Genomic DNA, 22,402 nt, shown 5'->3' with positions numbered 1-22,402 from the left:
GGCATGGCGAAGGTAGCACCAGAGGGGTTGATCACTGCACTCGACATCGGGTCGTCGAAAGTGTCGGCGATGATCGCGCAAAAGGGCGATGGCGGCGAGTTGATCGTGCTCGGCACCGGCCAGCGCGAGAGCCGCGGCGTGAAGCGCGGTTATATCGCCGATGCCGACGCGACCGAGGCAGCGGTGCGCGAAGCGGTCGAGCAGGCCGAGCGGATCGCCGGGGTCAATATCCAGAATGTCTGGGTGAGCTTCTCGGCTGGCGGGCTGGTGTCGGATGTCGCGTCGATCGAGTTCGAGCTGGGCGGCCACCGCGTCGAGCAGTCCGACATCGATGCATTGCTGCAGGCCGGGCGCGAGTCGATCGATCCGGCTGGTCGAATGGTGCTTCACGCACAGCCCGCGCTCTACACGCTCGACGGCCTCACCGGCGTCAAAAAGCCGCTCGGGCTGCATGCCGACCGGCTTGGCGTCCATATCCACGTCGTCGCCGCCGACGGATCGCCGGTGCGCAACCTGGGCCTGTGTGTCGCCAATGCGCATCTCGAAGTGAAGTCGATCATCGCGTCGCCGGTCGCGACCGGCATGGCCTGCCTGTCGGATGACGAACGCGAGCTGGGTGTAGCGCTGGTCGAAATGGGTGCGGGCGTGACCAACGTCTCGCTTTATGCCGGCGGCATGCTGGTCGGACTGACCTCGATCCCGTTCGGCGCGTCGGACATCACCAGCGATATCGCCTCGACCTTCGGCATGACGCCCGCCCAGGCGGAGCGGATGAAATGCTTCTACGGCTCGGCCAATGCGTCACCGCGCGACAATCACGAGATGATCGAGGTCGCACCGATCAACGCCGAGGACGATGTCCGCGAAGGCAGCCGGATCACCCGGGCACAATTGATCGCGGTGATTCGCCAGCGGCTCGATCACTTGATCGGCGAAGTGCAGAAGGCGCTGGTCGATCTGAAATTCTCCGGACCCGTCGGGCGCCAGGTGGTGCTGACCGGCGGCGGGGCGGAATTGAAGGGCATCGCCGATTATGCGCAGCAGGCATTGGGGCGCTCGGTCAGGATCGGGCGGCCACGTGGACTCACCGCCCTGCCGGAGGCGCATAGCGGCCCCGCTTTCGCGACTCTGGCAGGGCTGGCTTATTACGCAGCATCCGACCCGATCGACCTGCGCGAACTGTCGCCCGCACATACCATGGTGCATCGGCCAAAGGGTTTTGCGGTGATTCGCCGTTTGATCGCGATGGCTCGGGCCAATTATTAAAGAATTACGACATTCTGTATCTTTCCCGCTGGATACACCGCTAGCGATGGTGCAGAACGGAACAGACTAATTGGCGCCGCGGGGTTATTGGGGCGCAGTGGAGACGAAGGTCATGAGCATCGAATTCCTTCCACCCGAAGTTGACGAACTGACGCCACGTATCGCCGTTATCGGCGTGGGTGGAGCCGGCGGCAACGCGATCGCCAACATGATGCGCGCCGACGTGCAGGGGGTCGACTTCCTGGTCGCCAACACCGACGCGCAGGCATTGAAGCAGTCGGACGCGCCGCACCGTATCCAGCTCGGCGCGAAGATCACGCAGGGCCTCGGCGCCGGAAGCCGGCCGGAGATCGGTCGTGCCGCGGCGGAAGAGACGATCGACCAGCTAACTAAGACGCTGGAAGGCGCGCATATGTGCTTCATCGCCGCCGGCATGGGCGGCGGCACCGGCACCGGCGCCGCACCGGTCATCGCCAAGGCGGCGCGCGACATGGGCATCCTGACGGTCGGCGTCGTGACCAAGCCGTTCGCTTTCGAAGGAAGCCGCCGCGCCAAGGCGGCCGAGGCCGGCATCGAAGAATTGCAGAAATATGTCGATACGCTGATCGTCATCCCCAACCAAAATCTGTTCCTCGTCGCCAATGCCAACACCACCTTCAAGGAGGCGTTCCAGATGGCGGACGAGGTGCTCCAGCAAGGCGTGCGCGGCATCACCGACCTGATGGTCATGCCAGGCCTGATCAACCTCGACTTTGCCGACGTCCGATCGGTGATGCAGGAAATGGGCAAGGCGATGATGGGCACCGGCGAAGCGTCGGGCGACAATCGCGCGATCGAGGCGGCGTCGAAGGCGATCGCCAACCCGTTGCTCGACGGCGTCAGCATGAAGGGCGCAAAGGGCGTCATCGTGTCGATCACCGGCGGCGACGATATGCGCCTGCTCGAAGTCGATGAAGCGGCCAATCATATCCGTGAGCTGGTCGACGAAGACGCCAACATCATCTGGGGTTCGGCATTCAACCCCGACCTTGAGGGCAAGATTCGCGTGTCGGTTGTCGCGACCGGCATCGAAGCGACGGCTCGCCCGATCGAATCCGCGGCGCCAGCATCGCGCGCCTTCACCTTCTCCGCACCGAAAAAGGCGGAAGAACCAGCTGCTGAAACGCTCGAGACTTATGGATCGGCGATGACCGACGCTGAGGTTGCCGCAGAGCCTGCCGAGGCCGATGCCTTCGCCTCCGAGGCGGTCGAAACGTCGGATACCGACGAACTGATCCTGGGCAGCGAGACCGAGGTTCCAGCGGCAGATGGCGAAGAAGCGCAGCCGATCAAGGTATTCGGCGACGACATGCCGGCCGCCGCCGCGCCGGCCAAGGATGTCGGGGCGGCCACCGATGGCGGCGCCCGCCGCCGCTGGCTGTCGCCTGGAACACCCGTTGCCGAGCAAGAAGCGGCCGCCGAAACGCCGGCCCCGCCCGCCGCGCCACGAGTCAAGCTCGGCGGCACCTTGTTCGAACGCATGTCGGGCGCGTCACGCGGTGCCGCGCGTGAGGAAGAACCGGCCGACAAGGACCCGCTCGACATCCCTCGTTTCCTGCATCGCCAGAATAATCAGTAAGATCGCACGGCGCGCGCCCAGCTTGTCGTCGGCGCGCGTCAGCTGGTCGCGCAGGGGCGATGACAGACATTGTCGGCGCGGCATCGTTCAGGTCTAGGCAAGATGATCTGCGTCAACCCGGACCTGTTCCGGCATCCACTGTGCCATGCGCCAGCCCATGGTGTGATTACGGAACAGCGGATGCTGGACAGGTCCGGCATGACCACTTCTCTGGGACAGGCAAGGCGCTGAGCTGACACATTGATGCACGCCCGGCGTCTTCATATCCTGGCCCTGATGGCCTCTCCTTTGCCGTTCATGGCGGAATCGCCCGCGTCCGCGCAATATGAGGTCGTTCAGGCGGCGACGCCTGATGCCGACGAACTTGCCTCGGAAATGCGATCGCTCGCGGTAAACCCTGCCGATCTCAACGCCCTTATTCGCGCCGGCGAGCTGACTCTAAAGCTCGACGACACGACCGCCGCGTCGGGCTTCTTTGCACGCGCGGAACGGCTTGATCCCCGCAATCCGCGCATCAAGGCGGGAATGGGAACGTTGCTCGTCAAGGCCGGCCGACCGGGCGAAGCATTGCGCCGGTTCGCCGAAGCCGAATCGTTTCGCGGCGACGTGCGGCGCTTCGCTGCCGATCGCGGACTCGCCTATGATCTCATCGGCGAACAGGAGCGTGCGCAGCGCGATTACCGCCTTGCCCTCAACGATGGCGCGATGGACGAAACGATCCGTCGCTACGCCTTGTCGCTGGGCATTTCCGGCAGGCGCGACGAAGCGCTGGCAAAGCTCGAGCCGCTGCTTCGCCGCAGCGACCGCGGCGCATGGCGCGCGCGCGCTTTCATCCTGGCGATGACCGGTGATGCGCCGGGCGCGGAGCGCATCGCGACCAGCATGATGCCGGGTGGTCTCGCTCAAGGGTTGGGGCCATTTTTCCAGCGCCTGCCGCAACTCGGCGCGGTCGATCGCGCCTTTGCGGTGCATTTCGGCGAAGTGCGCGGATCACCACAGCGGACCGCAGACGCGCGGCTGGCGCCGGCGATGCCGGCGTTGCAGCCCGAACCGGGACGCCCGGTCGTCATGGCGAGCGCAGTGACGACTTCACCCGCGGCCGAAGTGAAGAAAGATCGCCGCGACCGCAAGAAGGACAAGAAGAAGCGCGGACCGGATCGCTTCCAGGTCGCCACCGCCACACCACCAGTGCCGTTGCCCGCGCCGCCTGCTTATGTCGGATCGCCGGCCGGCGCTGAAGTCGTCCAGGAAATGCCCGGTCGCTCCGAGGTGGTGCAACAGATTCCGGGGCGGACGGAGGTCGTGCAGGCGCTGTCAGGCCGGAACGAGGTCGTTCAAGCGGCGGCGCCAACTCAGTTGCAGTCAAGTGATCGCGCACCGCTGCCGTCGGTCGCTTATGCATTGGCAAGACCGGTGACGGTGACGGCAATGCCCGCACCGCGCCGTGTAGAAGCCTCGCAGGCGGCGCAGCCGCCAGGCCGACTGGCCGCCGACGCGCCGGCGCCAAGGCCATCGACTGAGGCAAAGCGCGTCCCCGAGCCCGAGGTCGCCGATAACGAACCGGATGTGGTCGAGCCAGACACTCAGCCGGTCACGAACGTCGCTGCACCGAAGCCGGTCGAGAAGTCCGCCAAGGTAGCGTCCGAGCCGGTTTCTGGACCGCCGGCAGAGCAACCGGTCGCGCCCGCTCCCACGCCTGCCGCATCCACTCCCACCGCCGCTCCCGCACTCGAACTGCGCACGCCACCATCCGGACTGGCGCGCGGCGAGGATTCGATCCTGGCGAAGATCATTGCCAATATCACCGTGCCCGGCTCCGAACTCGACGTCGAACCGGCCACGCTCGCGCCGGTCAGGGTTGCCGAGGCGGCCCCGGCCAGGGTCGAACCACGGCCAGTCGCGGCAGCGGGGGCTGGTCCTGACAGTTCGGCGGCCGACGCCCAGGCGCTGGCCGACCAGAAGGCGGCGGACAAGAAGGCCAGCGACAAGAAACTTGCCGACAAGAAACTGGCGGACAAGCAGGTCGCCGACAAAAAGCTTGTCGACAAGAAGCTCTCCGATGCCAAAAAGGCGGAGGAGCTGAAAAAGAAGAACGATCCCAAGATCCTGGAACCGGCGCGTATCTGGGTGCAGGTGGCGGGCGGTGCCAATGAAGCGAGCCTGGCCAAGGCGTGGGAGCAAGTCAGCGCCAAGGCGCCGGTCGCGTTCAAGGGCAAGGCGGGCTGGACCACGCCGCTCAGGCTGACCAACCGCGTCCTCGCTGGTCCTTTCAAGACCGGCGATGAAGCACGCTCCTTCGTCAATTTGATCGCGAAGTCGGGCATTTCCGGTTTCACCTTTACCAGCGAAGCTGGCCAGAAGATCACCAAGCTCGGCGCGAAGTGAGGAACCCGGCACCTTGGGCTTTGGAACCGGCGCGCAGCAGAGGGCGCCTGCACAAGGAACAGGGCGACAGCGAACGCGGGCCGCGCGACGCGTTCCAGCGCGACCGCGACCGGATCGTCCATTCGATCAGCTTTCGCCGGTTGCGCCACAAGACCCAGGTATTCCTCGCCCCCGACGGCGATCATTTCCGCGTCCGCTTGACGCACAGCATCGAGGTCGCGCAGATCGGCCGGACGATCGCGCGTGCGCTGGGGTTGAACGAGGATCTGACCGAGGCACTGTGCCTGGCGCATGATATCGGCCATCCGCCGTTCGGCCATGCTGGCGAGGATGCGTTGAAGGCTGCGCTGATCGGGCAGGGCGGTTTCGACCATAATGGTCATACGCTGCGCGCTCTGATGGAGATCGACAGTCCTTATCCGCGCTGGAACGGGCTGAACCTGACTTGGGAAACGCTGGAAGGGCTGGCCAAGCACAATGGGCCGGTCAAGGCACCCGGATGGGCATTGGCCGAGGCGGATGCCGCCTTTCCGTTCGACCTTGGCCGCTGGCCGTCGCTGGAGGCGCAGGTCGCGGCGATCGCCGACGATATCGCTTATGACAATCACGATATCGACGATGGCCTGCGCGCGGGCCTGCTGACACTCGATCAGTTGCTCGACGTGCCGGTGATCGCACGCGGATGGGCTCGCACCCTGGCGCGCTTTCCCGATGTCGCTGTAGAAAGGCTCACCGGTGAACTGGTGCGCAGCCAGATCGGCGCCATGGTCAACGACGTCATCGCGGAGTCTCGCGCGAGACTGACTGCGGCTGGCGTCGAAACCGCCGACGATGTTCGCGCGGCGGGGCAGCTCGTCGGCTTTTCCAGGGCGATGCGCGACGACGAGCGTGCGCTGAAGAAATTCATGTACGCGTGCCTTTATCACCATCCGCGTCAGATGGCGGCGGCCGACGCGGCGCACGGCGTGGTCGCGGGCCTGTTCGCTGCCTATCTTGCCGACCCCGCGCTGATGCCGGATGACTGGGCCTCGCGCCTCCCCGAAAGCGAACCCGCGCGCAGTCGTCATATCGCCGATTTCATCGCCGGTATGACCGACCGCTATGCCGTGAACCGCTATCGCAAAGTGGTCGGCCCGGTGGATTTGCCCGAGGGATTCTAAAAGCCTATGCCGCCGACTGCGGCAAGGGTGCAATCTTGCGCTGGTCGCCCGCAAGGCTCTTCTGACCGAGCAGGACAATGATCAACGCTATGGTTCCGGCGGCCACCGACACCCAGAAGCCGTTATACGCGCCGAATTTATCCACCACCAATCCTGTCGCAAACGACCCCAGCGCCATGCCTATACCGATACCGGTCGTCACCCAGGTCACGCCTTCTGTCAGCATCGCCGCCGGCACGCGGCGCTCGATCAGGCCGAACGCGGTAATGAAGGTCGGCGAGACGCCAATGCCGCTGACGAAGATCGCCAGAGCGAGCATCGGCACCGTATTTGCGACCAGCAGAGGCAATGTGGTGAGCGCGATGATGCCGACCGCGATCGCGAGCTGACGCTGCAGCGGCATGCTCAGCTTCAGCGCGCCGACGATCAGGCCGACGGCGAACGAACCAATCGCGTACACACCGATGACGAGCGTCGCGGCACTCGGCTGACCTAACTCCTTGGTGATGGCTACCGCGCTGATTTCCGCTGTTGCGAAGATCGCGCCGACGAAGATCAGGGCGAGGGTGATGATCTGTACCGGGCGCTGCCGGATTGCGGAACCGCTACCGCCTTGTCCGACCTGCCTGACGCTGGGCTCCGTCGATCGTTGCAGAATGAACGCCGCCGATCCGAATGCGAGGAACAGCGTGCTCGCCAGCACACCCGCCTCGGGAAACAAGGATACGCTGAGGCCCACCGACAAGGAGGCACCGGCGATATAAACGAGCTCATCCGCCGCCGATTCGAACGCAAAGGCGGTATTGAGTTCAGGGTGATCGCGAAAGATTTCGGTCCAGCGTGCCCGCACCATCGCTGGAATGCTGGGCATGGCCGCGGCGAGCAGCGAGGATACGAACAGCGTCCAGATCGGCCAATGCTGATGGGTCGCAACCAGCAGCGCCGCGAAGGCGATCACCGAAACAACTATAGTCGGCACGACCACTCTCGTTTGGCCAAGACGATCGATCAGCCGCGAAATCTGCGGCGCAATGACGGCGTTGGTCAGTGCATAGGTCGCCGAGACGGCGCCGGCGAGCCAATATTCCCCATGGGTCTGCGACAACATGGCGATGATGCCGATCGGTGCCATGGCGATCGGCAACCGCGCGACGAAACCAGCGGCCGCAAAGCCTTTCGTGCCCGGCGTGCGGAAGATTTCTCCATAGGGGTTGGGCATTGCAGGCTCCAGAATATCAGGACCGCAAGATTGACATACGCGGCGTATGAAATTTGGCTAATTGCATACGTTGCGTATGTCAATTAATATACGTCCCGTATGTGAAGGAAGTCCAATGGCACACAGGCCACGCAAGGAAATGATCGCGGAGACACGCGCCAAACTGGTGAGCGCGGGGCGTCATGCGTTCGGCACGGTCGGCTATGCCGAGGCGTCGATGGATGATTTTACCGCCGCTGCCGGCCTGACGCGTGGTGCGCTCTATCATCATTTCGGCGACAAGAAGGGGCTGTTTAGAGCTGTCATCGTCGAGATCGACGATGAGATGGCGGCGCGGGTCAGCGAGGTCGCCCGGAGGGCGCTTACGCCCTGGCAGGGCTTTGTCGACGAATGCACCAGCTATATCGAAATGGCGCTCGAGCCGGAAATCCAGCGCATCATGTTCCGGGACGGCCCCGCCGTTCTGGGTGATCCGTCACACTGGCCGAACGCCAGCGCCTGCGAGGCCGCAATCGCGGGCCATCTTATCGCTCTGCAACGAGAGGGGGTGGTCGTCGCCGATCTCGATCCCGCCATAGCGGCGCGGTTGATCAACGGGGCAAGCAGTCAGGCCTCGCAGTCGATCGCGAACTCAGATGACCCCGAGGCAATCTCCGGAAAGGTCGTTACGGCGTTCAAGGCGCTGCTGGAGGGATTGCTGATCAAGCCCCGATAACGCCGGCCGCATCGATTGAGCCGGGCAGCGGCTAAAGCGATCAGTCGAGGCACGCGGGCGACGAGCTGTCGGCTTGGCATATTCTTGCGACAAACGGCGCCTATTCTGGCTGTGAGCACAGTCCGGGAATGAGCATATGTCGCAGCAAAGCATCGCCCTTAACCGCTTTGGGCTTGGCGCACGGCCGGAAGAAATGGTTTCGGACGCTCCGGAAAAGTGGCTGCTGGCGCAGTTCGACAAGTTCGAGATAAAACCCGCGGTCATTACCGCTCTGCCCGGGCGTCGTCAGATCGCGGGAGAGCTGGCCGACTATCTGGTCGAGACGAAACAACTGCGCGCGGAAAAGGCGCCACGCCGCAAGGCCGCTGTGAAGACCGCAACCGCTCCTATGATGGAAGACGGCCCGGTATCGATGATGGCCGACCGTCCGGCAGCGCCGGATGCGGAGAAGGCCGATGGCAATCCAAAGGACGCGGTTCAGCAGGCACGGCAATTCGCGCGGCAGCAGGGGCGCGGCAATTATGTCGATGCGGTCGGTGCCCGGTCGGTCGTTGCGCTGACCGGCCCGGCGCCGTTCGTCGAGCGGCTGGTTCATTTCTGGGCCAATCATTTCGCTGTATCGGCCGACAAGCTGATGGTGATCGGCCTTGCCGGCCTGCTTGAATTCGAAGCGATCCGGCCGCACGTGCTGGGCAAGTTCGGCGACATGCTCGCGGCGGTCGAGCGCCATCCGGCGATGCTGCTCTATCTCGATCAAGTGCAATCGATCGGCCCCAACAGCCAGATCGGCAGCCGCGTCGCCAATCGGCCCAACCGCAAGCTCGGGCTGAACGAGAATCTGGCGCGCGAGATACTCGAGCTCCACACGCTGGGCGTGCGCACCGGCTACGGTCAGGCCGATGTCACCGAATTCGCTCGCGCCATGACCGGCTGGACCGTGGCCGGTCTGACCAGCGGCGTCGTCGCGCGGATCACCGGATCGGAGGGCGAGCCCGGAGATTTTATCTTTGCCGAACGGATCCACGAACCGGGGACGCGCACGATCATGGGCAAAGGCTATGCGCACGCCGGCGAGCGCCAGGCACAGGCGGTGCTGTCCGACCTCGCCGTGCATCCGGCGACGGCGACGCATATCGCCACCAAGCTGGCGCGGCATTTCACCGGTGACGTCCCGCCGCCCGCTTTGGTCGAACGGCTCAAGACGGCATTCCTGTCGTCAGGCGGCGACCTGCCGACGGTCTATCGCGCGCTGATCGATTCGCCCGAGGCCTGGATCGAGCAAAGCGCCAAGTTCAAGACACCATGGGACTGGTCGATCTCGGCGATGCGCGCGCTGGGCACGAAGACAGTGCAACCCCAGGCGGTGACCGGACTGCTCAACCAGCTCGGCCAGCCGATCTGGCGGCCCGGATCGCCGGCCGGTTATGACGACATCGCGGGAAGCTGGGCCGGTTCGGACGCAGTGATGCGCCGGGTCGAGGCGGCGGAACGGTTCGCGGCGCGCAGCGGCGGAACGATTGATGCGCGCGCGCTCGCGCCGAAATTGTTTCCGGCGGCGGTGAGCCCGGCAACGACCCAGGCGCTGGCGCGAGCGGAAAGTCCGGGACAGGCGCTCGCGCTGCTGCTCGTCGCGCCCGAATTCATGCGGAGATAGGTGATGATCGATCGTCGTTCCCTGATTGGTACTGGCGCGATGGGCGCGCTCGCTTTGCTCGCGCCACGCATGGCCTGGGCCAAAGCAGAAACCGATAAGCGCTTCGTATTCATCATCCAGCGCGGCGCAGCGGATGGGCTCGGCACGATCGCACCGGTCGGTGATCCGGCATTTGCCGGCGCGCGTGGTGTTCTCGCAGCGGATTTCGATGGCGCAGCGAAGCTCGATGCTATGTTCGCGCTGCATCCGTCGCTGGCCAACCTCGGCGGGCTTTACACTCGGGACCAGGCGCTGTTCGCCCATGCCATCGCCTCGCCCTATCGCGACCGGTCGCACTTCGATGGGCAGAATGTACTCGAGACGGGTGGGGCGGGGGCGTATCGGGTCAAGGATGGCTGGATGAACCGGATGCTTGGCGTGATCCCTTCGGGCGAGGCGAAGGCAATCGCGGTCGCGGCGACCGTTCCGATGGCGCTGCGCGGATCGCGCGAGGTCGCCTCCTATGCGCCCTCCGCATTGCCCGATGCTTCGGACGACCTGCTGCAACGGGTGACTATGCTGTACGAGGGCGACAGCCAGCTCCATTCGCTGTGGAGCGAGGCGATGAGCACACGCAAGCTGACCAGTGATTTGGCCGGCGACAATGGCCGTAACGCCGCGGCGACCGGGACGCTGGCCGCGAAATTGCTTGTGGCGCCCGATGGCGCGCGGATTGCCATGATCGAGACTGGCGGCTGGGATACGCACGCACAACAGCGCGGGCGGCTCGGTGCCCAGCTCAAAGGCCTGGATGCGATGATTGGCGCGCTGCAGGCTGGGCTTGGCCCGCTTTGGGCCGACACGATGGTGCTTGTCGCGACAGAATTCGGGCGAACAGTGGCGGTCAACGGAACCGGTGGAACCGATCACGGCACCGCGAGTTCAGCGATGCTGATGGGCGGTGGTGTAAAGGGGGGACGGGTGATCGCGGACTGGCCGGGACTTGGGGCAAGCGCACTTTATGAAGGTCGCGACTTGAAACCCACGATGCAGCTCGACGCGTTTATCGGCGGAGCCGTCGCAGGTCATTTTGGGGTCGATCCCAAACGCACGATGATGACGCTTTTCCCCAATACACCGGGCACGCCGGTGGTGCAGGGGTTACTACGCGCCTGACCGGCGTGCGTTCAGTTCCTCCTCTCGGGGAGGGGGTCGGCGGGGTGCCGCTATTTCGTAGGCTCAACCAAACGGTGTTGGTGCCCCGTCGATCCAATATTCTCCTCCTCCCCGGCACGGGGAGGATTTGGAGGCGCCAGCAGCTTCCGCTAAGGGCCGCGCTTGTTCTCAATCGACCGGACCAATGATGACCCTGTATACCCGTTTTGCCGCGCATCTCGATGCGGCGCTCGACACGCTTGTCGCCGCGGGCGACCTGCCCGCCGGGCTCGACCGCGGCGCCGTGACGGTCGAGCCGCCGCGCGAGGTGACGCATGGCGATCTTGCCACAAATGCCGCGATGGTACTGGCTAAGCCCGCCGCGACCAACCCGCGCGCGCTGGCCGAAAAGATCGCCGCGGAACTGGGCAAGCTCGAAGAGGTCGAAAGCGTTTCAGTCGCGGGGCCGGGGTTCATCAACCTCGCGCTGACCGAGGATACGTGGCGCGCCGAACTGTCGGCGATCCGCGACGAGGGTGATGATTATGGGCGCTCGACGCGCGGCAAGGGCATCACCGTCAATGTCGAATATGTTTCCGCCAACCCGACCGGACCGATGCACATGGGGCATTGCCGGGGCGCGGTGGTCGGCGATGCGCTGGCCACCTTGCTGCAGTTCGCCGGGCACAAGGTAATCCGCGAATATTATGTCAATGACGCGGGCGGGCAGGTCGACGTGCTCGCGCGCTCGGCGCATCTGCGCTACCGCGAGGCGCTCGGCGCGGACATTGGCGCGATCCCGGAGGGCCTTTACCCCGGCGACTATCTGGTCCCGGTCGGCCAGGCGCTCGCCCAGGAATTCGGCGACAAATATGTCGACGCCCCCGAAAGCGAATGGCTGGCGCTGTTCCGCAAGACCGCCGTCGCGTCGATGCTCGTGCTGATCAAGGCCGATCTGGCGCTACTCGGCATCCATCACGACCTATTCTCGTCCGAGGCCGAATTACAGGCGGCGGGCAAGCCCGAGGCGGCCGAGGCGGCCTTGCGCGCGCGCGACTTGATCTATGACGGCGTGCTCGAAGCGCCCAAGGGCGAGACGCCGGAGGATTGGGAGCCGGTCGTGCTGCCGCTGTTCCGCTCGACCCAGTTCGGCGACGACCAGGATCGACCGATCCGCAAGTCATCGGGTGAATGGACCTATTTCGGCGCCGATCTCGCCTATCATTACCAGAAGGCGCAGAATGCCGATGCGCTGATCGATATCTGGGGCGCGGATCATGCCGGCACGGTCAAGCGCATCGTCGCGGCGGTGCAGGCGCTGACCGGCGGCAAGACGCGCTTCGACGTAAAGCTCGTGCAGATGGTGCGGCTGCTGCGCGCCGGTGAACCGGTCAAGATGTCCAAACGCTCGGGCAATTTCGTCACGCTTGCCGATGTCGTGAGCGAGGTCGGCAAGGACGTCGTTCGCTTCACCATGCTGACGCGCAAGTCGGATGCGCAGATGGACTTCGATTTCGCCAAGGTGATCGAGGCGTCGAAGGACAACCCGGTCTTCTATGTGCAGTACGCGCATGCACGGATCGCGTCGCTCGGTCGCAAGGTGGCCGAGGCTGGGATCGTATGCGGTTCGGTCGATCTGTCCCAACTTGACACGCAGGAGCTCGCGCTGGTCAAGCTCGCCGCGCAGTTTCCGCGGATCGTCGATACTGCGGCAGCGGCGCGTGAGCCACACCGTATTGCCTTCTATCTCTATGACTTGGCTGGATCTCTTCATTCATTATGGAATCTCGGCAAGGATGATCCCGCACGGCGGTTCCTGATCGCCGACAATGCCGACCAGACATGCGCGCGGCTTTTCTTGGCCGAAGCAATAGGGCAGGTTATCCGCAACGGACTTGGCATCATGGGGGTGCAGGCGGTCCAGGAGATGTGACAGATGGCAACGTCGAACGATTTCGACATGCGCGATGAGGACCGGCTGCCCTGGCTGGAAACCGTCGATGAGGATTATGAAACGGGACCCAGCCCGCTTCGTATCATTGCGCTGATTGCGCTTGCTCTTGCGGTCATCGCCGCGGCACTGTTTGGCTACCAATATTACCATAAGGCGCGTGGCGAAGCCGGCAATGGCGCGCTGATCAACGCTCAGGAGGGCGATTACAAGGTGAAGCCCGACGATCCCGGCGGCCTGAAGGTCGAGGGTGAAGGCGATAGCGCGATCGCAACGAGCGACGGCGCCGCATCGGGCGACGCCAAGATCAATGCCGAAGCTGTGCCCGAGGCGCCGGTCGCCGGCACCAAGGCGAAGGCCGGGGCCGCCACAACAGGCGCGGCCAAGGCCGTCACGGCGATTCCGGCATCCGGCGGGGCACTCAAGGCGGCACCGACCGGCCCGGCCCGCTCCGCATCAGCAGGCACTTCGGGTGGCGCGCTGGTGCAACTCGGTTCCTTTCCCGACGAGGCATCGGCCAACGCCGCCTGGACCAAGACATCGAAGCGCTTCACCTATCTCGCGCCGCTCGGCAAATCGGTGCAGAAGGCCGATGTGAACGGCCGGACGATGTACCGTTTGCGCGTCAACGCGGGCAGCGCGGGACAGGCGTCGAGCCTATGCGGCAAGCTCAGGGTGGCGGGCGAAGCCTGCTTCGTACCGAACGACTGAGTCTCTTTTTCACCCCTCCCTTGAAAGGGAGGGGCTTGTTATGACGCGATTGCGGCGCATCAACTCGCGCGCGCCGTTTGGAGCCGTCTCGCAATGATTCCCGTTATCTATGGCCTGTCCGGCCTGACCATTACTGCCGATGAACGCGCTTTTTTCAGTGCGTCGAACCCGGCCGGTTACATCCTGTTCAAACGGAACATCGAGAATCGCGCGCAGGTCAGGGCGCTGACCGATGATCTGCGTGCGATGACCGGGCGCGGCGACCTGCCGATCCTGATCGACCAGGAAGGGGGGCGCGTCGCCCGGATGCAACCACCCGAATGGCCCGCCTTTCCCGCCGGCCCCATTTTCGACGCGCTTTATGAAACCGCACCGATCTCCGGTATCGAGGCGGCGCGCGCCAACGCCGAGGCGATCGCGCTGACACTGACCGAGGTCGGCATCACCGTCGACTGCATGCCGCTGCTCGACGTTTCACAACCCGATACGACTGAAGCGGTTTCCAGCCGTGCGCTGGGCAGTGAACCGATGCGCGTCGCGGCGATGGGGCGGGCGATCATCGACGGGTTGCGGCGCGGTGGCGTGGTCGGCGTGGTCAAACATATGCCGGGACATGGCCGGGCGAAAATCGACACACACTATCATCTACCCACCGTCACCGCATCGGAAGTGGAACTCGAGGTCGATCTTGCGCCGTTCAAGGCGCTGGCCGGCGCACCGATGGGCATGACATCGCACATCGTGTTCGAGGCATGGGATCCGGAACGGCCAGCCACGCTGTCGCCGATCGTGATCGAGGAGGTCATCCGTAAACGCATCGGCTTCGATGGACTGCTGATGACCGACGATATCGACATGAAGGCATTGAGCGGCAGTGCGGGCGACAAGGCCGCCGGCGCGATCGCCGCAGGGTGCGACCTGGTGCTCGATTGCTGGGGTCGAATGGACGAGATGGAGGATATCGCCGCTCGGCTCGGCGGGATTTCGGATTTGTCGCGCGCGCGGCTGGACAGGGCGATGGCGACGATCGCGGGCGTGCGGGTCGATGGCGATCTGGCGGCGCTGATCGCCAAGCGGGATGCGTTGCTGGCGGTGGCGTAGCCAGCGCTTGAGCCTTAAGCGAGTTCCGGCCGATGGTCTCCTGCCCGCGAGGACTGCGTCGGCGACGATTGCGTCGTCCCGGCCTTCACGCTTACACCTAGGCGTAATGACCGAAGAAAGCCTCAACCTCGACCTCGACGGATGGGAAGGCCCGCTCGACCTCTTGCTCGCGCTTGCGCGGCATCAGAAGGTCGACTTGCGCGAAATCTCGATCCTCGCGCTGGTCGAGCAATATCTGCGCTTCATCGAGGAAGCAAAAGCAATCAAGCTCGAACTAGCCGCCGATTACCTCGTGATGGCGGCATGGCTCGCTTATCTCAAATCGGCGCTGCTGCTGCCGCGTGACCCACAGGTCGAACCCGATCCGGCGGAACTTGCGCTGCGGCTGCAATTGCGCCTCGAGCGGTTGAGCGCAATGCGTGAGGGCGGTGCCCGGCTGATGGCGCGCGACCGCACCGGGCGCGACGTCTTCCTGCGCGGCGCGCCGGAAGGGCTGCGCACCGTGCGCAAGGCGCTGTGGCAGGCGGAGATTTACGATCTGATCGCTGCTTACGGCAGAATTACCGCGCGCACCCGGCCCGTGATGCATATCGTTGCCAACAGGCCGGTGATGACGCTCGACGCCGCGTTGGAACGCGTGTCGCGCCTGCTCGGCGAAAGGATCGACTGGAGTATGATCGAGAGTTTTCTGCCCGAGAGCGCGACCGGCATCTTCCGCAAATCCGCGCTCGCCTCCAGTTTTGTCGCGACGCTCGAACTGGCGCGGCAGGGCAGGCTGGAGTTGCGGCAGAAATCGCCCTTTGCGCCGCTTTATATCAGGGCGCCAATATGAATCTGCCGGTATGAATCCGCCCGACGATCTGACTCGCGCGGTGGAGGCGGTGCTGTTTGCGGCGACCGCGCCGATGACGGCGGAGGCGATTCGTGCGCATCTGAACGACGCGGCCGGCGTCCGAGAGGCGCTCGATGCCGTTCAGGAGTTTTACGCGGGGCGGGGAGTTGAACTCGTGCGGCGTGGGGAGCGCTGGCATTTCCAGACTGCCGCCGACATGGCGCACCTGCTGCGCCGCGACCGCGAGGAGCCGCGCAAACTGTCCCGAGCGGGCATCGAGACGCTGGCGATCATCGCCTATCACGAACCCGCGACTCGGGCCGAGATCGAGGCGATCCGCGGCGTTCAGATATCAAAGGGCACGATCGACGTTTTGATGGAGGCCGGCTGGGTGCGGCCCGCCGGCCGGCGCGAGGTGCCGGGGCGACCGCTGCTTTATGCGACGACGCCGGAGTTTCTGGCCCATTTCGGGCTTTCGAGCCGGCGCGACTTGCCCGGAATCGACGATCTCAGGGCGGCGGGCCTGCTTGATCCGGTAGATTTGGCATTCGAGCAGCTAGAGGTGGAAACTTCCGACGAGGAGGACTAGATAGGATCTGAAATTAGGAGATTCTGTAATGGGCGGCCTCAGTATCTGGCATTGGCTCCTCGTCGGCGTGGTCGTCATGCTCTTGTTCGGCAAAGGCCGTTTCTCCGACTTGATGGGTGACGTCGCCAAGGGCATCAAAAGCTTCAAGAAAGGCATGGCCGAGGAAGACGAGAAGCCAGAGCCGACGCGCATCGACGCTCAAAAGGCTGCTGATCCGGCGTTCGACCGCGATGGTGAAAAGCTCCGCGAGGAACGTTGATTCCGTTTCCGTTGGACCATTGAACCGCGCGATTGCGCTGACAGGCCGTTTGAATGTTCGACGTCGCGCCTACCGAACTCCTCCTCGTCGCGGTCGTCGCGCTGGTTGTTATCGGACCCAAGGACCTGCCGAAGGCGATGCGCTTCGTCGGTTATTGGGTTGGCCGGGCGCGTGGTGTGGCGCGGCAATTCCGCTCCGGCTTCGATTCTATGGTTCGTGAGGCCGAACTGCAGGATATGGAAAAACGCTGGGCCAGCGAGAATGAGCGGATCATGCGCGAACATCCGCCTACGCCCGCCCAGCATATGTTGCCGATCTCTCCGACCGATGCTCCGGGGAACGCCGAGATTGCTGCCGAAGGTGATGGTGCCGCGGTGATGGTGGAAATGCCGGTTGTCGCGCCGGCATCCGTGGATACGTCGCCTACGGCATCGAAAAAGCCGCGTGCGCCGCGCAAGAAGGCTGCATCGTGAGCGATACTGGTGAGCTCGACTCCACGCGAGCTCCTCTGCTCGATCACCTGATCGAGCTGCGCCGGCGGCTGCTTTATTGCGCGGCGGCACTGGTCGTCACCTTCGCCATCTCATTCTATTTTTCGCGGACGATCTTGTCGTTCCTGCTGCACCCGCTGGTCGTCGCGGGGCAAAGCAAGATCATCTACACGCAGATATTCGAAGCCTTTTTCGTCCAGATAAAGGTCGCATTCTTCGCCGCGATGATGGCATCGTTCCCGGTCATCGCGAACCAGCTGTGGCAGTTCGTCGCGCCGGGCCTGTATCGCCAGGAAAGGCGCGCCTTGCTGCCCTTTCTGCTGGCCACCCCCGTGTTGTTCATCATGGGTGCGGCGATGGCCTATTATATGGCGGTGCCGATGGCGCTGCATTTCCTGCTGTCGTACCAGGGTGATCTTGGCGGCATCAAGCAGGAAGCATTGCCGGCGATCGGCAATTATCTCGATTTCGTGATGCAGTTCCTGTTCGCCTTTGGCCTGTCGTTTCTGCTGCCGGTGCTGCTGATGCTGCTTGAGCGGGCCGGGATCGTGACGCGCAAGCAGTTGGTCGGCGCGCGGCGTTATGCGATCGTGGGCGCCTTTGCGATCGCCGCCGTTCTGACGCCGCCCGATATCGGGTCGCAGTTGCTGCTCGCTGTGCCGTTGGTGATGCTTTACGAGATTGCCTTGATCGGTATCTGGTTCACCGAGCGCAAGCGCGCCAAACTCGCAGCCGATACCGAGGCCGCAGAAGCCCCTTAGGCGAGAAAAAAGCCCCCTCCCGGTGCCGGGAGAGGGCTTGCCCTACGCCATTGCTGGCGAACGGGTTAGGCGAGTTGTTACTTGGCGTCGTCGGCCGTTTTCGCAACCGTATCTCCGGCAGACTTGACGTCTTTGCCGACGCCTTCGACAGTGTTACATGCGCTTACCATCAGCGCAGCCGCCACAAAGGCCATTCCCATAAGTTTGCGCATCTTTATCTCCTGAACCAAAGCTTCTTGCCGAAGATCAATGATCGACAGCGGAATTTCGTTCCGCAGTCGACATCGATTTTCGGTTAAGTGCGGGAAACGATTTGGGCCCGGATACGCCACCGGGGGGGAGGTTGACGCGTCCGGGCCCATGTCTTGGATAGCGAGAGCGGGGGGGCATAAAGTCACTATCCGAATAGCAAAACGTGCTTCCACAAATCGAGTTCCAACGATTTCGAAAAAAATTCGGAATCTTTCGAATCAGTCACGCCCCGTGACCGGAATGATGATTTCATAGGCGCCGATCAGCGGATCGTGATGGAGTTTGGAGCGAAGCTGGCGCGACAGTCCCTCGATCACGCGACCATAACGCTCGGTCACGATATCCCGCAGCATGTCGCCTTCGATCAGCGCGGGCGAGCTGACGCGCAGTACTGCACGTTCGGTTACTTCTGCGGCCTTGACCGAGATCCTGATCTGCGCCGCCGGATTGCAGCTCATCGCCAGCTCGACGATTTCGGTGATTAGAAAAGCGATGGCGGTCGCGACATCCTGATTGACCAGATAGGGCTCGACATCGATTACGATGCCGATCTGTGACGATCCTTCGGGGGCGGTCGCGCGAATGTTCGAGGCGAGCTCGCCGACGACCGAGCGCAGCGAGAGACCGCGATGCTCCTCCATTTCGGCGAAATGGTGGCGATGGACCACCGCGAGCGCATCGACGCGGCGCTGGATGCCGGCATAGGCGTCGGTCGCCTCACGCGATTTGGCACCACGCGCATGGAAATTGATCAGGCTGGCGATGACCTGAAGGTTGTTCTTCACCCGGTGATGGACTTCGCGGGTGAGACGGGTCTGCCGCACCAGCCCCTCGGCCAGACCGGCTTCATGTTCGGCAACGGTGCGGCTGATCGTGCGGAAAGTGTCGCCGAGTTCGCGTATCTCCTGAGCCGGGAGAGCACGAACCTGCGCCGGGTCGATCAGCTCACCCGGAACATAGGCGGCGACGCTAGCGCGCAATTGCCGCAACGGGCGGATCAACAGCCGGTCGACGATGAACCAGCTGATACTGGCGGCGGCCGCCCACATCAGGATCGGCAGCAGCAGCGCGATCAGCAGCGGCGAGGTGATCGGCAAGCTGCGCACACTCATCTTAAGGCTCAACTCGCCGATGCCGAGCGGCTGAATTTGCGTCTCGCGCCGCTCGAGCGGCCCGCTGGAGGGCAGGGAAACGAGTCGTAGCGATTCGACTTCGCGCACCAGTGTCGCGGCAAAAGGTGGTGTGAAACCGCTTGGCTGGCCGATCTCGGCCAGGAATTTGGCGGGAAAATAAGCACTCGCGGTCGCCGCGCCACTGGGGCCCTTGATCACAAGTACCAGTCCCTTGTCGGGCACCAAGCGGGCGGCGATCGCCGCTTCGCTGACGGCTGCCGATAGATCCATATTGGCTGGCAATGCGCTGCCGCACAGCACGCGGCCGGCCCGGTCGGTGATCACAAAGCGTGTGCCGGCGGCCGCCTGTTGGGCAAAGACGCCTTGAACGCGCGCGCAGTTCGGCGCATCGCCCGGATCGCTGTCGAGCGCGTTGAGCGCGACGCGCAGCGCGGTCATGTCGCCAACCAGCTCGATCGCCACCTTGCGCGCACTTTCGGATATCGCGACGCGCAGCCGCGCGCGGGCATCGGCGTCGGCGTTCTGGGTGGTTTTCAACGTTGCGAAAAAGGCGATGATAGCCAGCGGAAGCAGGGCCGTACTCAGGATCAGGAAGATTTTGGCGCCGGTCGGGATCTGCGACAGAAACAGCGATGACCGTCTGGCCAAAGCTGTGCGCTCTGATGTCGGTTCGATCACGCCGCCGTCAGTCGAGTTTACCCAGAAGGTCGAGCATTTCGGCTGGAATTGCCTCTTCTACCGTCTTTTGATAGACGGTGCGCAGCGCTGCTCCCATGTCGCGGTCCTTGCTCTGGACCTTGGCCGTGCCGGAAGCTTGCGGCTTTTTCGAAGACTCTTCGCCCGAACTCAATGTCGTCCCCCCTGAGCATCCGGCGAAAACCGGGCATATCGGAAAATCGACCGGAAAGAGTCCCGGCGATCCGTCGCGCATACAGTCCGCGACGATAGCATGAAACAAAAGATCGTCTCGATGGTTCCACGTCCGATGCGAAAAAGCCCGGCACTTGTGCCCGGGCAATTTAAACGCGTTGCATTGGCGTAATGTCCCTTCCAAAAGGACGACGCTTTCACGTCAGGAGACCCCGACAGCCATGTCGCTTGGACAGCAGCTTGCCCCTCATCTTCCCTTCCTGCGCCGTTACGGTCGCGCCCTGACCGGTAGCCAGTCGCATGGCGATCGCTATGTCCGTGCCACGCTGGAGGCAATCGTCGCGGCACCGGCAGAATTTCCGCGCGATGTCGATCCGCGCCTCGGTCTCTATCGGACTTTTCAGGCGATCTGGAATTCGACCAATTTTGACGAGACGCCGGAGAATTCGGGCAGCGAAGACTATGAATCGATCGCGCGCGCGCGGCTGGCGCGGATGACGCCCTTGTCGCGTCAGGCGCTATTGCTCACCGCGATGGAAGGTTTCACGCCGGAGGATGCGGCCTATCTGATCGAGGTCGAGAAGAGCGAAGTCGATACGCTGGTCGCTGAGGCGCTGACAGAGATCGAGAAGCAGACTCGCGCTCGTGTCCTGATTATCGAGGACGAGCCGATCATCGCGATGGATATCGAGGCGATCGTGCGCGATCTGGGGCATGACGTGACCGGCGTCGCCGTCACCCGTGACGAAGCCGTCGCGCTGGCGATGGAGGACCGTCCCGGTCTCGTGCTGGCCGACATCCAACTTGCTGACGACAGTTCGGGAATCGATGCGGTCAAGGACATCCTGGCCGAATTCCAGGTGCCGGTGATCTTCATCACGGCTTTCCCGGAACGACTGCTGACCGGCGAGCGGCCTGAGCCGACCTTCCTGATCACCAAGCCGTTTCAGCGTTCCACGGTCAAGGCGGCGATCAGCCAGGCTCTGTTCTTCGATCAGGCGACCGTTCCGGCCGCCTGATCGGGCGGTCGACCCAGGGTTCGTATCGGGGCGTGTTTTCGAAAAATCGATCGACGCTCAATAACGATACGGACCCAAAACGGTTTTCGCGGGTTGACCTTGCATGACCGACCAAGAAGAAACCCATATTGATGGCCAGGACGCTCGTGCAGGCGCGACGCCGAAGATGACGCGCTATATCCTCGGCATTTCCTTGCCGCTGGTTATCGTGATCTTCGCCATCATCGTGCTCTGGCGCTGACACCAAGCAGTTGAAATCATGGCAAGTGCTGGCATTCGTCCGGCGCTCTGCCTATGTTTGTCGTACGCGACACCAAACCACGCCATACGAAACGGATGTGCATGACTGATGCCGATGCGAGCGACGACGAGATCGGCCAGGAGCAGGTCGAACACGTTCCGCTTTCCGATCCCGAGTTCAAGAAGGAACTGGCGCAGGTCATTCCGCATTTGCGCGCCTTTGGCCGCTCGCTGTCGGGCAATCGCGACTTGGCCGACGATCTGGTGCAGGAAACGCTGATGAAAGCCTGGGCGGCGCGCCAGCGCTTCCAGGCCGGCACCAATATGCGCGCCTGGACCTTCATCATCCTACGCAATCTGTATCTCAGCCAGATGCGCCGTGCGCGTTTCAAGGGCGAATGGGACGATCTCGTCGCCGACCGCATCCTTGCCGCACCGGCGAGCCAGGACAAGCACGTCGAACTGGGTGATATGCAGCGTGCATTGCTTCATTTGCCGCAGCCGCAGCGCGAGGCGCTGATTCTCGTCGGCGCAGGCGGCTTCGCTTATGAAGAGGCGGCCGAGATTTGCGGCGTCGCTGTGGGCACGATCAAGAGCCGCGTTGCGCGCGGCCGTGTGGCGCTTGAGACGATCCTGAACGATGGATCGTTGCCGTCGCGGCGCACGCACACCAATGAGCCAGGAATGACGGCGCTCGATACGATCATGGGGGATGTCGAGGAACTGAGCCGCGACCGTGGCTGAGACGGTTCGGCAGAGCCTTTGTTGCTTACGACGCGGCGCGCCGTCTAAATCGCCAAGGTTCTAATTTCGCGCCGGAATTGCCTCGACATGATCGAGGCACCTGAGCAGCGCGAGCATATCGTCTGGCGTGCCATGCTGGTCGAAAACCGACCGCAAAGCGCAACCAATCGGGTCGCCAGCCCGAGGCGAACTGACCATGAAAGCGCCTTCGGTGCTTGCTCTTGGCGTCAAGGATATTGGTTTCGACATGTCCCCCCAACGTCTGGCGTTACGAATTGTTGCTTGCCAAGTATTTGTC

The 22,402-nt window shown here is 63.5% G+C and carries 22 protein-coding genes; 18 read left to right on the top strand and 4 right to left on the bottom strand.

Going from position 1 to position 22,402, the window contains the following annotated elements; genetic code table 11:
- The first annotated feature begins 3 nt into the window (after window positions 1–3).
- The 4 genes from ftsA (at window position 4) to ACVWZA_RS10260 (ending at window position 6,429) form a co-directional block, all read left to right on the top strand.
- Window positions 4–1,266 carry a cell division protein FtsA gene (ftsA, locus tag ACVWZA_RS10275; protein WP_457311099.1) on the top strand — a complete coding sequence of 421 codons (1,263 nt, stop codon included), beginning with the start codon at window positions 4–6 and terminating at the stop codon, window positions 1,264–1,266.
- 112 nt (window positions 1,267–1,378) lie between these two features.
- Complete coding sequence (gene ftsZ / locus ACVWZA_RS10270; RefSeq protein ID WP_457311098.1) at window positions 1,379–2,884, top strand: cell division protein FtsZ; 1,506 nt, start codon at window positions 1,379–1,381, stop codon at window positions 2,882–2,884.
- Window positions 2,885–3,160: 276 nt separating this feature from the next.
- On the top strand, window positions 3,161–5,269 hold the full coding sequence (locus tag ACVWZA_RS10265) for a tetratricopeptide repeat protein (protein WP_457311097.1): 2,109 nt from the start codon (window positions 3,161–3,163) through the stop codon (window positions 5,267–5,269).
- The gene (locus ACVWZA_RS10260) at window positions 5,266–6,429 is read left to right on the top strand and encodes a deoxyguanosinetriphosphate triphosphohydrolase (protein ID WP_457311096.1); all 1,164 of its coding nucleotides are present in this window, start codon (window positions 5,266–5,268) and stop codon (window positions 6,427–6,429) included. Before ACVWZA_RS10265 ends, ACVWZA_RS10260 begins: the two co-directional genes overlap by 4 nt.
- A gap of 4 nt (window positions 6,430–6,433) precedes the next feature.
- Here the strand turns inward: ACVWZA_RS10260 and ACVWZA_RS10255 are convergent, their stop codons facing one another.
- Entirely contained in the window at window positions 6,434–7,648 is a 1,215-nt protein-coding gene (locus ACVWZA_RS10255) for an MFS transporter (protein ID WP_457311095.1), read from the bottom strand.
- Between the two features lie 115 nt (window positions 7,649–7,763).
- Between ACVWZA_RS10255 and ACVWZA_RS10250 the strand changes: the two genes are divergently transcribed.
- From ACVWZA_RS10250 to tatC, 11 genes are all read left to right on the top strand, one after another.
- Window positions 7,764–8,363, top strand: a complete 600-nt coding sequence (locus tag ACVWZA_RS10250) for a TetR/AcrR family transcriptional regulator (RefSeq protein WP_457311094.1) — start codon at window positions 7,764–7,766, stop codon at window positions 8,361–8,363.
- Window positions 8,364–8,499: 136 nt separating this feature from the next.
- Window positions 8,500–10,017, top strand: a complete 1,518-nt coding sequence (locus tag ACVWZA_RS10245) for a DUF1800 domain-containing protein (RefSeq protein WP_457311093.1) — start codon at window positions 8,500–8,502, stop codon at window positions 10,015–10,017.
- A 3-nt stretch (window positions 10,018–10,020) separates the two neighbouring features.
- The gene (locus tag ACVWZA_RS10240) at window positions 10,021–11,172 is read left to right on the top strand and encodes a DUF1501 domain-containing protein (RefSeq protein WP_457311092.1); all 1,152 of its coding nucleotides are present in this window, start codon (window positions 10,021–10,023) and stop codon (window positions 11,170–11,172) included.
- Window positions 11,173–11,359: 187 nt separating this feature from the next.
- Complete coding sequence (gene argS, locus ACVWZA_RS10235) at window positions 11,360–13,084, top strand: arginine--tRNA ligase (RefSeq protein WP_457311091.1); 1,725 nt, start codon at window positions 11,360–11,362, stop codon at window positions 13,082–13,084.
- 3 nt (window positions 13,085–13,087) lie between these two features.
- A complete protein-coding gene (locus ACVWZA_RS10230) occupies window positions 13,088–13,813 on the top strand; it encodes an SPOR domain-containing protein (RefSeq protein ID WP_457311090.1) in 726 nt (241 codons plus the stop codon).
- A gap of 93 nt (window positions 13,814–13,906) precedes the next feature.
- On the top strand, window positions 13,907–14,914 hold the full coding sequence (locus ACVWZA_RS10225) for a glycoside hydrolase family 3 N-terminal domain-containing protein (RefSeq protein WP_457311089.1): 1,008 nt from the start codon (window positions 13,907–13,909) through the stop codon (window positions 14,912–14,914).
- Between the two features lie 106 nt (window positions 14,915–15,020).
- On the top strand, window positions 15,021–15,746 hold the full coding sequence (locus tag ACVWZA_RS10220) for a segregation and condensation protein A (RefSeq protein ID WP_457311088.1): 726 nt from the start codon (window positions 15,021–15,023) through the stop codon (window positions 15,744–15,746).
- A gap of 10 nt (window positions 15,747–15,756) precedes the next feature.
- Entirely contained in the window at window positions 15,757–16,335 is a 579-nt protein-coding gene (gene scpB, locus ACVWZA_RS10215) for an SMC-Scp complex subunit ScpB (protein ID WP_457311087.1), read from the top strand.
- Window positions 16,336–16,363: 28 nt separating this feature from the next.
- A complete protein-coding gene (locus ACVWZA_RS10210) occupies window positions 16,364–16,594 on the top strand; it encodes a twin-arginine translocase TatA/TatE family subunit (protein ID WP_457311086.1) in 231 nt (76 codons plus the stop codon).
- Between the two features lie 53 nt (window positions 16,595–16,647).
- Complete coding sequence (tatB, locus tag ACVWZA_RS10205) at window positions 16,648–17,067, top strand: Sec-independent protein translocase protein TatB (protein ID WP_457311085.1); 420 nt, start codon at window positions 16,648–16,650, stop codon at window positions 17,065–17,067.
- The gene (gene tatC, locus ACVWZA_RS10200; RefSeq protein WP_457311158.1) at window positions 17,061–17,846 is read left to right on the top strand and encodes a twin-arginine translocase subunit TatC; all 786 of its coding nucleotides are present in this window, start codon (window positions 17,061–17,063) and stop codon (window positions 17,844–17,846) included. Before tatB ends, tatC begins: the two co-directional genes overlap by 7 nt.
- A gap of 77 nt (window positions 17,847–17,923) precedes the next feature.
- On the opposite strand, the gene ACVWZA_RS10195 is transcribed toward tatC, so the two are convergent.
- The 3 genes from ACVWZA_RS10195 to ACVWZA_RS10185 all read right to left on the bottom strand — a co-directional run bounded on the left by ACVWZA_RS10195 (window position 17,924) and on the right by ACVWZA_RS10185 (window position 20,162).
- Entirely contained in the window at window positions 17,924–18,058 is a 135-nt protein-coding gene (locus ACVWZA_RS10195; protein WP_457311084.1) for an entericidin A/B family lipoprotein, read from the bottom strand.
- Between the two features lie 258 nt (window positions 18,059–18,316).
- A complete protein-coding gene (locus tag ACVWZA_RS10190; RefSeq protein WP_457311083.1) occupies window positions 18,317–19,879 on the bottom strand; it encodes a sensor histidine kinase in 1,563 nt (520 codons plus the stop codon).
- Between the two features lie 37 nt (window positions 19,880–19,916).
- The gene (locus tag ACVWZA_RS10185) at window positions 19,917–20,162 is read right to left on the bottom strand and encodes a NepR family anti-sigma factor (protein WP_457311082.1); all 246 of its coding nucleotides are present in this window, start codon (window positions 20,160–20,162) and stop codon (window positions 19,917–19,919) included.
- Window positions 20,163–20,322: 160 nt separating this feature from the next.
- Between ACVWZA_RS10185 and ACVWZA_RS10180 the strand changes: the two genes are divergently transcribed.
- The 3 genes from ACVWZA_RS10180 (at window position 20,323) to ACVWZA_RS10170 (ending at window position 22,104) form a co-directional block, all read left to right on the top strand.
- Entirely contained in the window at window positions 20,323–21,120 is a 798-nt protein-coding gene (locus ACVWZA_RS10180; protein WP_457311081.1) for a response regulator, read from the top strand.
- Between the two features lie 103 nt (window positions 21,121–21,223).
- Entirely contained in the window at window positions 21,224–21,361 is a 138-nt protein-coding gene (locus tag ACVWZA_RS10175) for a hypothetical protein (protein ID WP_183112030.1), read from the top strand.
- Window positions 21,362–21,462: 101 nt separating this feature from the next.
- A complete protein-coding gene (locus ACVWZA_RS10170) occupies window positions 21,463–22,104 on the top strand; it encodes a sigma-70 family RNA polymerase sigma factor (protein WP_457311080.1) in 642 nt (213 codons plus the stop codon).
- Window positions 22,105–22,402: the final 298 nt, after the last annotated feature.

The organism is Sphingomonas sp. UYAg733, from assembly GCF_054057355.1.
The sequence above is the reverse complement of the archived record's forward strand: the minus strand, read 5'-3'. Positions and strand labels throughout refer to the sequence as shown.

What these genes read in the sequence shown, in the direction of transcription:
- scpB (WP_457311087.1), top strand. Translation starts at nt 15,757, where the DNA reads ATGAATCCGCCCGACGATCTGACTCGCGCGGTGGAGGCGGTGCTGTTT.
- ACVWZA_RS10250 (WP_457311094.1), top strand. Translation starts at nt 7,764, where the DNA reads ATGGCACACAGGCCACGCAAGGAAATGATCGCGGAGACACGCGCCAAA.
- ACVWZA_RS10170 (WP_457311080.1), top strand. Translation starts at nt 21,463, where the DNA reads ATGACTGATGCCGATGCGAGCGACGACGAGATCGGCCAGGAGCAGGTC.
- ACVWZA_RS10225 (WP_457311089.1), top strand. Translation starts at nt 13,907, where the DNA reads ATGATTCCCGTTATCTATGGCCTGTCCGGCCTGACCATTACTGCCGAT.
- ACVWZA_RS10195 (WP_457311084.1), bottom strand. Translation starts at nt 18,058, where the DNA reads ATGCGCAAACTTATGGGAATGGCCTTTGTGGCGGCTGCGCTGATGGTA.
- ftsA (WP_457311099.1), top strand. Translation starts at nt 4, where the DNA reads ATGGCGAAGGTAGCACCAGAGGGGTTGATCACTGCACTCGACATCGGG.
- ACVWZA_RS10185 (WP_457311082.1), bottom strand. Translation starts at nt 20,162, where the DNA reads ATGCGCGACGGATCGCCGGGACTCTTTCCGGTCGATTTTCCGATATGC.
- ACVWZA_RS10175 (WP_183112030.1), top strand. Translation starts at nt 21,224, where the DNA reads ATGACCGACCAAGAAGAAACCCATATTGATGGCCAGGACGCTCGTGCA.
- ACVWZA_RS10265 (WP_457311097.1), top strand. Translation starts at nt 3,161, where the DNA reads ATGGCCTCTCCTTTGCCGTTCATGGCGGAATCGCCCGCGTCCGCGCAA.
- ACVWZA_RS10255 (WP_457311095.1), bottom strand. Translation starts at nt 7,648, where the DNA reads ATGCCCAACCCCTATGGAGAAATCTTCCGCACGCCGGGCACGAAAGGC.
- ftsZ (WP_457311098.1), top strand. Translation starts at nt 1,379, where the DNA reads ATGAGCATCGAATTCCTTCCACCCGAAGTTGACGAACTGACGCCACGT.
- tatB (WP_457311085.1), top strand. Translation starts at nt 16,648, where the DNA reads ATGTTCGACGTCGCGCCTACCGAACTCCTCCTCGTCGCGGTCGTCGCG.
- ACVWZA_RS10230 (WP_457311090.1), top strand. Translation starts at nt 13,088, where the DNA reads ATGGCAACGTCGAACGATTTCGACATGCGCGATGAGGACCGGCTGCCC.
- ACVWZA_RS10180 (WP_457311081.1), top strand. Translation starts at nt 20,323, where the DNA reads ATGTCGCTTGGACAGCAGCTTGCCCCTCATCTTCCCTTCCTGCGCCGT.
- ACVWZA_RS10240 (WP_457311092.1), top strand. Translation starts at nt 10,021, where the DNA reads ATGATCGATCGTCGTTCCCTGATTGGTACTGGCGCGATGGGCGCGCTC.
- ACVWZA_RS10220 (WP_457311088.1), top strand. Translation starts at nt 15,021, where the DNA reads ATGACCGAAGAAAGCCTCAACCTCGACCTCGACGGATGGGAAGGCCCG.
- ACVWZA_RS10210 (WP_457311086.1), top strand. Translation starts at nt 16,364, where the DNA reads ATGGGCGGCCTCAGTATCTGGCATTGGCTCCTCGTCGGCGTGGTCGTC.
- argS (WP_457311091.1), top strand. Translation starts at nt 11,360, where the DNA reads ATGACCCTGTATACCCGTTTTGCCGCGCATCTCGATGCGGCGCTCGAC.
- ACVWZA_RS10245 (WP_457311093.1), top strand. Translation starts at nt 8,500, where the DNA reads ATGTCGCAGCAAAGCATCGCCCTTAACCGCTTTGGGCTTGGCGCACGG.